The sequence below is a fragment of the Streptosporangium sp. NPDC050284 genome (assembly GCF_044459525.1).
Taxonomy (GTDB): Bacteria; Actinomycetota; Actinomycetes; order Streptosporangiales; family Streptosporangiaceae; genus Streptosporangium.
The window spans coordinates 47997-60852 of the sequence record NZ_JBITIZ010000014.1; the positions used below are offsets into that span (position 1 = coordinate 47997).

The window sequence follows — 12856 nt, forward strand, 5'->3', positions numbered from 1 at the left end:
GTCATGGTGTGCAGCTTCGGTACAACGTCCGCCTCTACCCGTCGCCGGGTCAGCGCGAATCGCTGGCGCGAGCGTTCGGGTGCGCGCGGACGGTGTACAACGACGGGCTGCGCGCCCGGACCGACGCCCGCGAGCAGGGGGTGGCGTACGTCTCGGACGCGGAGTTGTCCAAGCGGGTCATCACCGCCGCGAAGAACACCCCGCAACGAGCATGGCTGGGCGAGGTGTCAGCCGTGGTGTTGCAGCAGGCGCTCGCGGACCTGAACACCGCCTACCGCAACTTCTTCGCCTCGCTGTCGGGCAAACGGAAGGGGCCCAAGGTCGCCGCCCCCCGGTTCCGATCCCGCAAGGACAACCGGCAGGCCATCCGGTTCACGAAGAACGCCCGGTTCCAGGTCACGGCGGGCGGGAAACTTCGCCTGCCGAAGATCGGCGACGTGAACGTCCGCTGGTCGCGGGATCTGCCCGCCGACCCGTCGAGCGTGACGGTCATCAAGGACGCCTCCGGCAGGTACTTCGCGAGCTTCGTCGTCGAGACCGGCGGCGAGCAACTCCCGGAGTCGGCCGCCGAAGTGGGGATCGATCTCGGTTTGACGCATTTCGCGGTGCTGTCGGACGGCCGGAAGGTGGACAACCCGCGCTTCCTGCGCCGGGCCGCGAAGAAGCTCCGCAAGGCGCAGCGGGATCTCAGCCGCAAGGCCAAGGGATCGAACAACCGCACCAAGGCCAAGGCCAAGGTCGCCAGGGCGCACGCCCGGGTGACCGACGCGCGCCGCGACTTCGCCCACAAGCTCTCCACGAGCATCATCCGCGAGAACCAAGCGGTGGCCGTGGAGAACCTGTCGGTGTCCGGTCTCGGACGCACACGACTCGCCAAGTCGGTACACGACGCCGGATGGTCGCAGTTCACGACCATGTTGGAGTACAAGGCCAAGCGGTACGGGCGGACCTTCACGAAGATCGACCGCTGGTTCCCCTCCTCCAAGCTCTGCTCTGACTGCGGGCACATCGCCGAGTCGATGCCGCTCAACGTCCGGTCGTGGACCTGCCTGTGCGGGGCCGTCCACGACCGGGACATCAACGCGGCGATCAACATCCTGGCCGCCGGACGGGCGGACAGGCTAAACGACTGTGGAGACCCGGTAAGACCACCGCTCGCGGTGGCTCAGGTCGACGAAACAGGAAGCCTCAGAGGTGCCGCGTGAACGCGCGGCGCGGGCTGAATCCCCGGCCTTCAGGCCGGGGAGCGCGTCAACTGCTGACCTGAGACGCCGTCCACGGGGGAGGCCGAGATGAGCGACCGCGAATGGCTGGAGCTGGCGTGCGACCTGGCGAGGTCGTGCCCGCCCTCGGAGACGGCCTTCTCGGTCGGCGCCGTGGTCGTCTCCGCCGACGGTGAGGAGATCTCCCGGGGCTACTCGCGGGAGAACGACCCCCACGTCCACGCGGAGGAGTCGGCGTTGGCCAAGATCTCCCCGGACGATCCCCGGCTGGCCGGCGCCACGGTCTACAGCAGTCTGGAGCCGTGCAGCGCGCGCGCCTCGCGTCCCAGGACCTGCACCCGGCTGATCCTGGACAGCGGTGTGCGGCGCGTGGTGATGGCGTGGCGCGAGCCGCTGGTCTTCGTCGACTGCCACGGGGCCGAGGAACTCGCGGCGGCCGGGGTGACCGTGCTGGAGATTCCCGAGCTGGCGGACCGTGCCCGCGAACCCAACGCCCACCTCGTTTCCGGCTGAGGGGCCCTTCGCCCGGCTCTCCGGCCGATCGGCTTTCCGCGCCCTGCCGCCGGCCGATCGGCTCCTCGCCCGCCGCCTCCCGTGACCGCCCCCGGTTATCCGATCACCAGGGCCGTCCGGTCTCGCGGGGATTCACCGTCGCGAAGCTTCGCTACCCGGCCGATGGGCCGGGTAATCGCGGCAGTGATTACTTATAGTGATAAAAGTAATTGCATAATCCTCTTAACTGCGCTTATGTACGATTTTTCGGTTTGTGTGGTCGCTCCTCTCGGTAGTCAGTAGATATCGAACGAGAGGCCGAGCGCCATGGGATTTCTCGGTAAAAATACGACATTTCATGACTTATTGGCCGTTTTTGCGGTCAACGGGAAGATCGCCCACGTCGTGACGCGACCGAGGGAGCGACGGTGATCGGCACCGTCCTCGTCGCCCGCCTGGACAAGGCGGGCGACGTCCTGCTGGCGGGACCCGCGATCCGCGCGGTGGCCGCGAGCGCGCGGGAGGTCGTGCTGCTGACCGGGCCGTACGGCCGGGCCGCCGCCGAACTGCTGCCCGGGGTGTCGAGAGTGGTGGAGTGGCGTACGCCGTGGATCGACCCCGCCGCGCCGCCCGTGACCGGCACGCACGTCCTGAGGTTGCTGCGCGTCGTCCGTGACGTGGCCCCGGAACAGGCCCTCATCCTCACCCCGCGCCACCGGTCTGCGCTGCCGCTGGCCCTGCTGCTCAGGCTGGCGGACACGCCGAGGATCGCCGCGATCTCCACCGACCACCCGGGCTCGCTGCTCGACGTGTGGCACGCCGTCGACGAGGAGGCGGACATGCCGGAGCCCGAGCGAATGCTCGGGCTGGCCGCGGCGGCGGGATTCGAGCTTCCGGCGGGAGACGCGGGCGGCCTCGCCGTGCGACGCCCGCTGCCCGATGTCGGCCACCTCACCGGGGCGCCGGGCTACGTGGTCCTGCACCCCGGCGTCTCGGTCCCCGCCAGGGCGTGGCCGGAGGAGAACTGGGCACGCGCGGTCCACGACCTGGTCCGCTCGGGTCGCAGGGTCGTCGTGACCGGCGACCGGGACGAGCGGGGACTCACCGCGCGGATCGCCTCGGGTGCCGGGCAGCACGGCCTGTCGCCGGGTCCCCTCTTCGCGGGCGACTGGATGAGCGAAGGCCCCGCCCGCCTGCGCGGCTGGGAGATGGATGAGCCCGCCTTCACGGCGGGCTGGGTCGACGGTGAGTCGGCCGCGACGGGTGGCCGGGGTTCGAACGGCCACCCGGGCCCGCGTGACGGGCGGCCCGGCGGCCACCCGGGTAGGTCCGTCGTCGATCTGGGCGGCAGGACGACCTACCCCGAGTTCGCCGCGGTGCTCGAAGGAGCGTGCGCGGTGGTCGTCGCCGACACGGGACCCGCCCACCTCGCGGCGGCGGTCGGCACACCGGTCGTCAGCCTGTTCGCCCCCGCCGGGCGCTGGGCGCCGTACGGGGTGCCGGCCGTGCTCCTCGGAGACAGGCGGACGTCCCGCGAGACGACGTGGGCCGGAACCCGTCCGGTCGCCGGTCACCCGTGTCCGGCGTCGGTGCCGAGCGCGCGGGTCGTCGAGGCGGTCGACCACCTGACGTTCGTGAAGGAGACCGTCACATGAGGATCGCCCCGACGTTCGTGAAAGAGGTCGTCACATGAGACTCCCCCCGTTATCTGACCATGCGCGTCCTTCTGACGCCGGCAGCGAGACCGACAGCGAGACCGGCGTCGAGACCGGCGTCGAGTCCGGCGCCGACACCGGCAGCGACACCGCGGGGCGGAACGTCGCCCTGGAGGACGATCAGCCGGTCATGATCGTGCTGCGCGGACTGGGGCTGGGTGACCTGCTCACCGTCGTCCCCGCCCTGCGGGCTCTGCGGCGATCCCATCCCGACCACCGGATCGTGCTGGCCGCGCCCGCCGCGCTGGCGCCCCTGGTGCCGTTGATCGGCGGGGTGGACGAGGTGTGCGACGTGTCGGGCCCCGGTCACGTGCCGCGCCTCGGGCGGCGTGTCGACGTCGCCGTCAACCTGTACGGCGGTGGCCGGCGAGGCATCGCCGCGCTCCACCGCACCGGCCCGGCTCGGCTGCTGACCTACCGGCATCCCGCCTTCCCCGACGCGTACGGACCGGACTGGGCGGAAGGCGTGCACGAGGTGCGGCGCTGGTGCGACCTGCTCGGCTGGTACGGCATCGAGGCCGATCCCGCCGATCTGGAACTGGAACGCCCTCCCCTCGCCGACGAGGGCTCGCGGCCGGTCGTCATCCACCCGGGAGCCGCATACCCGGCCAGGCGCTGGCCGCCGGAGCGGTTCGCGCTCGTGGCCGCGGAACTGCGGGACAACGGGCACCGGGTCGTGGTCACGGGGGGCGAGCGGGAAAGGGACCTCGCCGAACGGGTGGCCCTGCTCGCGGGGCTGCCGTCCACGTCCGTACTCGCCGGGCGCACCGGGTTGCTCGAACTGGCCGGGTTGGTGGCGGGGGCACGGCTGGTGATCTGCGGCGACACCGGCGTGGCTCACCTGGCGGCCGCCTTCCTCACCCCTTCGGTGACGCTGTTCGGCCCCGTCTCGCCCGCGCTGTGGGGACCGCCGCCGACGGGGCCGCACACCGTCCTGTGGGCAGGAGGTCTCGGCGATCCCTACGGGTACCGGCCCGATCCGGGACTGCTGGAGATCGGGGTCTGGGACGTCCTCGACGCCGCCGCGCGCCTGATGGAGGTGGGGGTGCGGTGAACGGGCGGCGGGTGGTGGTGACCGGTGGCGCGGGATTCGTCGGGTCACACCTGTGTGAGCGGCTGCTGGACGAGGGGGCGGAGGTGGTCTGCCTGGACAACTTCCTCACCGGTTCGCCGGCCAACGTCGGGCACCTGGTCGGGTTGCCCGCCTTCCGGCTGGTGGAGTGCGACGTCACGAGTTTTCTGCGGGTGCCCGGGGAGGTGGACCTGGTGTTGCACCTCGCCTCGGCGGCCTCGCCGGTGGACTACCTGCGCCATCCGATCGAGACGTTGAAGGCGGGCAGCCTGGGCACGCTGCACGCGCTGGGGCTGGCCAGGAACAAGGGCGCCCGGCTCGTGCTCGCCTCCACCAGCGAGGTCTACGGCGATCCGCTGGAGCATCCGCAGCGCGAGACCTACTGGGGCAACGTCAACCCGGTGGGACCGCGCAGCGTCTATGACGAGGCCAAGCGGTTCGCCGAGGCGCTGACCACCGCGTACCGGACCTGTCACGGCACCGACACCGCGATCGTACGGATCTTCAACACCTACGGGCCGAGGATGCGGCCCTATGACGGCCGGGCCATTCCCACCTTCGTGCGCCAGGCGTTGCGCGGTGAGCCGATCACGGTGGCCGGCGACGGAGGGCAGACCCGGTCGGTGTGCTACGTCGACGACACCGTGGAGGGGATCGTGGCTCTGGCCCGCGGCGAGATGACCGGGCCGGTCAACATCGGCAATCCCACCGAGCTGAGCGTGCTGGCCCTCGCCGAGACGGTCCGGCACCTGACCGGCTCGGAGTCACCGATCCGCTTCGTCGGCCGCCCCGACGACGATCCGCAGATCCGCCGTCCCGACATCTCCCTCGCCGTCTCCGCGCTGGGATGGCGGCCGAAAATCGACGTCATCGAGGGACTGCGCCGTACCATCGCCTGGTTCGCGCGGGAACTCAGCGCGTCGCAGGAGCTGATCCCCCGCTGAGAGGTCTCCTTCCCGCCGGGGCCGGGGTGGATCGCGAAAGCCACCTACCCGCCGGGAAGCGGGGTAGGCGGGGTGAGCGGGGTAGGCCGCGACGGTCCCATCGGGGATCGGTCAGACGGCGGGGACGGAGACGGAGCGGTCGACGCTGCCGGGGGCGAGCACGTGCTCGATGACCATGACGGCGGCGCCGATCACACCCGCGCGGTCGCCCAGCTCGCTGGCGGTGATCGTCAGGTGCTGGGTGGCGAGGGGCAGCGACCGGCTGTAGATGACCTCGCGAAGCCCGGCGAGCACCTGCTCACCGGCCTCGGAGATGTCGCCGCCGACCACGATCACCGAGGGGTTGAAGAAGTTGACGATCGAGGCGAGCACGTCGCCGACCTCGCGGCCCGCCTGCCGGATGAGCTGCACGGCGTCGGTGTTGCCCGCGCGTACGAGGCGGACCACGTCGCGGCTGTCGTCGGCCTCCACCCCGTCCGCGGACAGCTTGGCGGCCATGGCGGCGCCACTGGCGACGGCTTCCAGGCAGCCGACGTTGCCGCAGCGGCAGACGGTGTTCAGGGCCGAGGCCACCCGGATGTGCCCGATGTCGCCGGCCGCGCCCTGGGCGCCCCGGTGCAGACGGCGGTCGCTGATGATGCCGCAGCCGATGCCGGTGCCAATCTTGACGAAGATGAGGTGGTCGGCGCCGGGGCGGGCGGCCCAGTGCTCGCCCAGCGCCATGATGTTCACGTCGTTGTCGACGAGGACGGGGGCGCCGAGGCGCGAGCCGAGCCACTCGGGAACGGGGAAACCATCCCAGCCCGGCATTATCGGCGGATTGACCGGGCGTCCCGAGCTGTGCTCGACCGGGCCGGGCAGGCCGACGCCGATGCCGCAGATCTCCTCCGGGCGGTGACCGATCTCGGCGAGCATCTCCTCGAAGGTGCGCTGGAGCCAGCCGAGCGTCTCCTCGGGTCCGCGGTCTATCGGCACCTCGGCCGCGCGCTCGGCGAGGACCGTGGTGCCGAGGTCGGTGACCGCCACCCGGGCGTGAGTGGCACCGAGGTCGGCGGAGAGGACGACGCGGGCGGTGCGGTTGAACGTGAAGGCGATGGCGGGGCGGCCCCCTGAGGAGATGGCCTCCTCGGTGGGGATGATCCACTGCTGGCTCAGCAACGCGTCGAGACGCTGGGCCAGGGTGGACCTGGCCAGCCCGGTGAGCTGGACCAGTTCGGCCCTCGTTCTGGCCTGACCGTCGCGCAGGATGTTGAGAAGCGCCCCCGCACCGGCGATCGAACCGTTCGCTTCGCTGAACATGCACACAGTCAACACCCCTTGTTTCCGCTGCGTCAAAGCGACTTAGGCGCTCGGCCTGCCTCATTATGCCAAATGGTGACATCCTTTTGCTTGACCGTCGCCATAAGAGCGCTTTAGCATCCGGACACATGAAGGAAATCGGCCGGTTACCGACGAATCGATTACCATCCGGTGACGTCGGGACCGGATTTTCGGATGTGTTAGCCCTGTCCCTGATATCCCAGGTATCCCTGGCACCTCAGGCGCGTTTTCCCGCCGCCGTATCTCGCGCGGGGACGGTAGCCTCATGATCCTGAGAATGCGCGGCATCGCCAAGAGTTTTCTCGGGGTTCGCGTACTGAGCGAGGTCGATCTGGAGGTCGCCGCCGGAGAGGTGCACGCGGTCGTCGGTGAGAACGGCGCGGGAAAGTCCACGCTGATGAAAGTCCTCGCCGGGGTGCACGCCCCTGACGAGGGCAGCATCGAGATCGACGGCACCGAGGTCTCCTTCGCCCACCCGGTCGAGGCGCAGCGCGCCGGGGTCGCGATCATCTACCAGGAGTTCAACCTGCTGCCCGAGCGCAGCGTCGCCGAGAACGTCTTCCTCGGCCGCGAGCCCGTCCGGCGGGGGCTGGTCGACAGGGAGGCGATGGAGACCGCCACCGCCCGGCTGCTCCAGGAACTCGGCGAGACCTCCTTCACCCCCCGGGACCTGGTCCGTCACCTCTCCATCGCCCAGCAGCAGGTCGTGGAGATCGTCAAGGCGCTCTCCCAGGACGCCAGGATCATCGTGATGGACGAGCCCACGGCGGCACTCGCGGATCACGAGGTGGAGCTGCTCTACCGGCTGGTGGCCCGCCTGCGGGAGCGGAGCATCGCCGTCCTCTACATCTCCCACCGGCTGCGAGAGGTCTTCGACCTGTCCGACCGGGTGACGGTGCTGAAGGACGGCACGCTGGTCAGGACCGCGGACACCGCCGAGATCACCTCCGACGAGCTGGTCCGGCTGATGGTCGGCCGCGACCTCGGCACCTACTTCCCCGACAGGGGCACGGAGCCCGGAGAGGTGCGGCTCAGCGTGCGCGGCGGAGGCAACGCCGTGCTCGACGGGATCGACCTCGAACTGCGCGAACGCGAGATCCTCGGGGTGGCCGGCCTGCAGGGGTCGGGCCGCACCGAGCTGGCCAAGGCCCTGTTCGGAGCCGAGCCGTTCACGCGCGGCACGATGAGCCCGCTGCGGCCGACATCGGTGCGGCAGGCCGTGGCCGCCGGGATCGGCCTGGTGAACGAGGACCGCAAGGCCGAAGGGCTCGCGCTGCGCCAGTCCGTACGGGACAACGCCCTGCTGGTCTCCCGCTCGGTGCGCAGGATCGGCAACGGCGGCAGGATCGGCGGGACCGGCGGGACCGGTGTCCTCGAACTCCTGGAGGCGGTACGACTCCACCCGCCCCGCCCCGAGCAGGAGGTCCGCTACCTGTCCGGCGGCAACCAGCAGAAGGTCGTGCTGGCCAAGTGGATGACCGTGGCGCCGAAGGTCCTGATCTTCGACGAGCCCACGCGCGGGGTCGACGTGGGTGCCAAGGCCGCCATCCACGATTTGATGCGCGGCCTGGCCGAGGACGGAATGGCGATCATGATGATCTCGTCCGAGCTTCCCGAGCTGATCGGCATGAGCGACCGCGTCGTCGTGATGCGCGACGGCCGCATCGCCGGTGCGCTGCCCGCCGGATCCTCGGAGGAGGCCGTCATGCGCCTGGCCGCCGGTGAGGTGACGTCATGACCGGCCGGGGCAGGCCCGCGGCGGCGACCGGCACCGCCGCGCCCGCCGCCCCCATCCCGCCGGAAGGGGAGAGAAGACGCGCCCTGGTGGGCCGCATCGGCTCGACCCAGGTCATCTACCTCGCCCTGGCCGGGGTCATGCTCGTCGGATGGGTGTTGGTCGCCCTCGACGGGGGCGACTTCCTCACGCTGGAGACCATCGTCGGTATCCAGCAGCGCTCGGCCGCGCTGGGCATCGTCGCGGTGGGTCAGACGCTGGCGATCCTGGTCGGGTCGCTGGACCTGTCGGTGGCGTACCTGATCAGCCTCACCTCCCTCGTCGCGGCCGAGATCATGGCCGGGCAGGACGGCGGAATCGTTCCCGGCGTCGCGGCGGTGCTCGCGGTGAGCGCGCTGATCGGGCTGGTCAACGGCCTGGTCATCACCCGGCTGCACGTCCACGCCTTCATCGCGACCCTCGGCACGGCCCTCATCGTCAAGGGGATCGTGGACCACCTCTACGACGGTCCCGCGGGCAGCGTGCCCGACTCCTTCCAGCGGCTCGGCTACGACAGGATCGGACCGGTCCCCGTCTCCGCGCTGCTGTGGGCCGCCGTCGCGCTCGCCGTCTGGTTCCTGCTGCGCCGTACCAGGCTCGGGTACCGGATCTACGCGGTCGGCGGTGACGAGGAGGTGGCCAGGCTGTCCGGCGTACGGACCGGCAGGATCGTCGTCGCCGCACACATCCTGTGCTCGGTCTGCGCGGGCGTCGCCGGGCTGCTGCTGGCGAGCAGGCTCGGCGCGGGCGCGCCCACGGTCGGCACCGACGGCGGCTACGACCTGGAGTCGATCGCCGCGGTGGTCCTCGGCGGTACGGCCCTGGCCGGAGGCAGGGGCGGGGTCGCCGGGACGGTCGGCGGGGTGTTGCTGCTCGCCGTGCTCGACAGCGTCTTCAACCAGCTGGAGGTCAACGCGTTCTTCAAGGACGTGGTCCGCGGCGTGGTGATCGTCGTCGCCGTGGCCGTCTACGCCCGCCGCGGCGCGAGGGGGCGATCCCGATGAGAGCCCTCAGGTCCATGGGGCCGATCCTCGCCGTGCTGGCGGTGCTGCTGGTGCTGATCGCGCTGGTGAACCCGTTCTTCCTGGAGCCCGCCGGGTTCCTCGCCTTCCTCAAGAGGGCCGCGCCGCTGGTCATCCTGGCCGCCGGGCAGTACTTCGTGATCGTCTCGGGGGAGTTCGACCTGTCGGTGGGGTCACTCGTCACCGTGCAGGTCGTGGTGGCCGCCCGGCTGATCGACGGGCAGGAGCAGGCGACCTGGCCGGTGCTGGCCCTGCTGATCGTGATCGGGCTGCTGGTCGGGCTCGCCAACGGGGCCATCACCACCAAGCTGCGGGTGCCGTCGTTCATCACCACGCTCGGCATGATGCTGGTGCTGTCCGGCGCGGTGTTCCTGTGGACCGGCGGCGCCCCGCGCGGCGCGCTGTCGGAGACGTTCCGGATGTTCGGTCGCAGGGATCTCGGCCCGGTGCCCTGGTCGGTACTCATCCTTCTCGTCGCGGGCACCGCGGCGATCCTCCTCATGCGCTCCGACTTCGGTAAGCGGCTCATCGCCACCGGCGACAACGAACGCGCGGCAGGACTGTCCGGGGTGAGGGTCGACCGGACCAGGATCGCCGCCTTCGTCATCTCCGGCCTGGCCGCGGCCGTCGCGGGCATCCTGCTCGGCGGCTTCGCGGGCGTCTCGGCCCAGGTCGGGCAGGGCCTGGAGTTCCAGGCCATCACGGCCGTCGTCCTCGGTGGCGTCGCGCTCGGTGGCGGGCGCGGCTCCGTGGTCGCCGCGATGGCCGGGGCCTTCACCCTCGAAGCGCTGTTCACCCTGCTCAACCTGTACGGGATCTCGGGGGCCCTGGAGTTCGCGGTCCAGGGCGTGATCATCATCGCCGCCGTCGCGGTGAGTTCCGTACGGCTTCCGTTCAGGCGCGCCCTACGCGTCTGAACGCACCCCAGAGAAACAAGGAGAGCCTTCATTGAACAGATCGATCACGGTGCTCGTCGCGGGTGTCTCCGCGATGTTGCTCGCCGCGGGATGCGCCAGTGACAAGCCGGCGACCTCCAGCGCGGCACCGGAGAGCTCGGCGGCCGCCCCGTCCACCGGCGCGTCCACCGCCGCGTCCTCCAACACCGGAGAGCAGTCGAAGTTCTTCGTCCAGGCCGACTACGACGCCCAGCTCGCCATGCGGGCCCAGAGCGCGGAGGGGCCCGCGGACAAGCCGTGGGAGCAGGCCATCGCCCCGGAGATGGTGGACACGGCCAAGTACAAGAAGGACGGTCCCTACAACCTGTGCTTCTCCAACGCCGCGGTGAACAACCCGTGGCGGCAGGTGGGCTGGAAGACCATGCAGGCCGAGGTGGCGCTGCACAAGGAGATCAAGAAGTTCACCGCCCTCGACGCGGAGGGCAAGGACGACAAGCAGATCTCCGACATCGCCGAGCTGGTCGGCAAGGGCTGTGACGCCCTGATCGTCTCGCCCAACACCACCGCGACGCTCACCCCCGCGGTGACGGGCGCCTGCCCCAAGGTCCCGGTGATCGTCTTCGACCGAGGCGTGGAGACCGACTGCCCGGTGACGTTCATCAACCCCATCGGCGGTTACGCCTTCGGCGCCGACGGCGCCGAGTTCCTGGTGGAGAAGGTGCCGGCCGGGGGCAAGGTCCTCGCGCTGCGGATCCTGCCGGGCGTCGACGTGCTGGAGACCCGCTGGTCGGCGGCGAAGGTCACCTTCGACCAGAGCCAGCTCGACGTGGTCGGGGTGGAGTTCACCGACGGCGACGCGGCCAAGACCAAGAGCATCGTGAGCGACTACATCCAGCGGCACGGCAAGATCGACGGGGTGTGGATGGACGCGGGCGCGACCGCCGTGGCGGCCGTCGAGGCGTTCGAGGACGCCGGGGTCCCGGTGCCGGCGATCGTCGGCGAGGACCAGCAGGACTTCCTGCAGAAGTGGAAGAGCGGCGGCCTCACGGCCGTCGCGCCGACCTACCCCACCTACCAGTGGCGCACCCCGATCATCGCCGCCCTGAAGATCCTCAAGGGTGAGGAGGTGCCCAAGACCTGGAAGCTGCCCCAGCCCAAGATCACTTCCGAGAACCTGGACACCTACCTGCAGCCCAACATGCCGCCGCTGCACTACGCGCTCTGCGGTTGCGAGAAGCTGCCGGACTTCCCCGCCGCCTGGGGCGGTAAGTAAGGCCGATCTCCCCGCGGGCCGGGGCGGCGAACAAGAGCGATCCCCCGGCCAGAGCGGTGAGTAAGGCGGATCCACCGGGCTCCGGGCACCGCGAGGCGGTGCCCGGAGCCCACCGCTACCCCACGCGCCGCCTGACCGCGACGCGACGGGAGAATCCCCGGCCCTTCTGGCCGGGGAGGAGGTCGAGTTCACGAGGCTCACGAAGAGCCCGCGAGACGAGTCCGCCGACGGGCTCGGGAGACATTGAGTACGCGTTCAGCACGAAAAGGGGTTGCCGATGTTCCCCATCGGGGTCAACACGTGGGTATGGGTCTCGCCGCTGACGGACGAGGATCTCGCCCGGCTGGCGCCGAAGGTGGCCGCCTGGGGGTTCGACGTGATCGAGCTACCGGTGGAGCAGGCCGGAGACTGGGATCCCGCGCGGGCGGCCGAACTGCTGGAGAGCCTCGGGCTGAAGGCCTCGGTGGTCCTCGTCATGCCACCGGGCAGGGAGCTGGTCGACGCCGACGCGGCGACGGTCGCCGACACCCAGGACTACCTGCGGCGATGTGTGGACGCCGCCGTGGCGGTGGGCAGCCCGGTGATCGGCGGACCCGCCTACGCCTCGGTGGGGCGGACCTGGCGGATGTCGGAGGAGGAGCGCAAGAGCCGCTACGCCGAGCTGCGGGAGAACCTGACCCCGGTCGGCGCGTACGCGGCGGAACGCGGGGTGACGGTCGCCGTCGAACCGCTCAACCGCTACGAGACCAGCCTGGTCAACACCGTCGAGCAGGCCGTCGAGGCGGTCGGCGGGATCCCGGGCGTCGGCCTCGCGCTGGACGTCTATCACATGAACATCGAGGAGCGGGATCCGGCGGCGGCCGTACGGCTGGCCGGGGATCTCGTCGCGCACGTGCAGGTCTGCGCGAACGACCGGGGTGCGCCGGGGGCCGACCACATGGACTGGCCCGCCCTCGTCGACGCCCTGCGCGCCGTGGACTACCGGGGACCGCTCTGCATCGAGTCGTTCACCGCGCACAACCGGACGATCGCCACGGCCGCCTCGATCTGGCGACCTCTCGCCGAGACCCAGGACGCCCTCGCGACCACGGGCCTGGCCTTCCTGCGCACCCTCTGAGGGGCTTC

The 12856-nt window shown here is 70.6% G+C and carries 11 protein-coding genes; 10 read left to right on the forward strand and 1 reads right to left on the reverse strand.

Going from position 1 to position 12856, the window contains the following annotated elements; all coding sequences use genetic code 11:
• The first annotated feature begins 8 nt into the window (after positions 1 to 8).
• The 5 genes from ACIBH4_RS28920 (at position 9) to ACIBH4_RS28940 (ending at position 5446) form a co-directional block, all read left to right on the forward strand.
• Positions 9 to 1205, forward strand: a complete 1197-nt coding sequence (locus ACIBH4_RS28920; RefSeq protein ID WP_362765261.1) for an RNA-guided endonuclease TnpB family protein — start codon at positions 9 to 11, stop codon at positions 1203 to 1205.
• An 87-nt stretch (positions 1206 to 1292) separates the two neighbouring features.
• On the forward strand, positions 1293 to 1736 hold the full coding sequence (locus ACIBH4_RS28925; RefSeq protein ID WP_362765258.1) for a deaminase: 444 nt from the start codon (positions 1293 to 1295) through the stop codon (positions 1734 to 1736).
• A 407-nt stretch (positions 1737 to 2143) separates the two neighbouring features.
• On the forward strand, positions 2144 to 3370 hold the full coding sequence (locus ACIBH4_RS28930; RefSeq protein ID WP_362765256.1) for a glycosyltransferase family 9 protein: 1227 nt from the start codon (positions 2144 to 2146) through the stop codon (positions 3368 to 3370).
• Between the two features lie 34 nt (positions 3371 to 3404).
• Entirely contained in the window at positions 3405 to 4484 is a 1080-nt protein-coding gene (locus tag ACIBH4_RS28935; RefSeq protein WP_362501865.1) for a glycosyltransferase family 9 protein, read from the forward strand.
• Positions 4481 to 5446: a UDP-glucuronic acid decarboxylase family protein gene (locus ACIBH4_RS28940; protein ID WP_362501867.1), complete on the forward strand. Its 966-nt coding sequence runs from the start codon at positions 4481 to 4483 to the stop codon at positions 5444 to 5446. The genes ACIBH4_RS28935 and ACIBH4_RS28940 overlap by 4 nt, the downstream gene beginning before the upstream one ends.
• 111 nt (positions 5447 to 5557) lie before the next feature.
• Here the strand turns inward: ACIBH4_RS28940 and ACIBH4_RS28945 are convergent, their stop codons facing one another.
• Positions 5558 to 6745, reverse strand: a complete 1188-nt coding sequence (locus tag ACIBH4_RS28945) for an ROK family protein (RefSeq protein WP_362501869.1) — start codon at positions 6743 to 6745, stop codon at positions 5558 to 5560.
• A gap of 286 nt (positions 6746 to 7031) precedes the next feature.
• On the opposite strand from ACIBH4_RS28945, the gene ACIBH4_RS28950 reads away from it, so the two are divergent.
• The 5 genes from ACIBH4_RS28950 to ACIBH4_RS28970 all read left to right on the forward strand — a co-directional run bounded on the left by ACIBH4_RS28950 (position 7032) and on the right by ACIBH4_RS28970 (position 12848).
• A complete protein-coding gene (locus ACIBH4_RS28950; protein ID WP_362501871.1) occupies positions 7032 to 8504 on the forward strand; it encodes a sugar ABC transporter ATP-binding protein in 1473 nt (490 codons plus the stop codon).
• Positions 8501 to 9544, forward strand: a complete 1044-nt coding sequence (locus ACIBH4_RS28955) for an ABC transporter permease (RefSeq protein WP_362501873.1) — start codon at positions 8501 to 8503, stop codon at positions 9542 to 9544. The genes ACIBH4_RS28950 and ACIBH4_RS28955 overlap by 4 nt, the downstream gene beginning before the upstream one ends.
• Entirely contained in the window at positions 9541 to 10479 is a 939-nt protein-coding gene (locus ACIBH4_RS28960; RefSeq protein ID WP_362501875.1) for an ABC transporter permease, read from the forward strand. Before ACIBH4_RS28955 ends, ACIBH4_RS28960 begins: the two co-directional genes overlap by 4 nt.
• A 73-nt stretch (positions 10480 to 10552) precedes the next feature.
• A complete protein-coding gene (locus tag ACIBH4_RS28965) occupies positions 10553 to 11731 on the forward strand; it encodes a substrate-binding domain-containing protein (RefSeq protein ID WP_399173227.1) in 1179 nt (392 codons plus the stop codon).
• A gap of 277 nt (positions 11732 to 12008) precedes the next feature.
• Complete coding sequence (locus tag ACIBH4_RS28970) at positions 12009 to 12848, forward strand: sugar phosphate isomerase/epimerase family protein (protein ID WP_362501879.1); 840 nt, start codon at positions 12009 to 12011, stop codon at positions 12846 to 12848.
• Positions 12849 to 12856 lie beyond the last annotated feature (8 nt).

Excerpts from the sequence above, each read along its gene's own strand:
- ACIBH4_RS28950 (WP_362501871.1), top strand. The coding sequence starts at position 7,032 with ATGATCCTGAGAATGCGCGGCATCGCCAAGAGTTTTCTCGGGGTTCGC.
- ACIBH4_RS28955 (WP_362501873.1), top strand. The coding sequence starts at position 8,501 with ATGACCGGCCGGGGCAGGCCCGCGGCGGCGACCGGCACCGCCGCGCCC.
- ACIBH4_RS28965 (WP_399173227.1), top strand. The coding sequence starts at position 10,553 with ATGTTGCTCGCCGCGGGATGCGCCAGTGACAAGCCGGCGACCTCCAGC.
- ACIBH4_RS28945 (WP_362501869.1), bottom strand. The coding sequence starts at position 6,745 with ATGTTCAGCGAAGCGAACGGTTCGATCGCCGGTGCGGGGGCGCTTCTC.
- ACIBH4_RS28960 (WP_362501875.1), top strand. The coding sequence starts at position 9,541 with ATGAGAGCCCTCAGGTCCATGGGGCCGATCCTCGCCGTGCTGGCGGTG.
- ACIBH4_RS28925 (WP_362765258.1), top strand. The coding sequence starts at position 1,293 with ATGAGCGACCGCGAATGGCTGGAGCTGGCGTGCGACCTGGCGAGGTCG.
- ACIBH4_RS28970 (WP_362501879.1), top strand. The coding sequence starts at position 12,009 with ATGTTCCCCATCGGGGTCAACACGTGGGTATGGGTCTCGCCGCTGACG.
- ACIBH4_RS28935 (WP_362501865.1), top strand. The coding sequence starts at position 3,405 with ATGAGACTCCCCCCGTTATCTGACCATGCGCGTCCTTCTGACGCCGGC.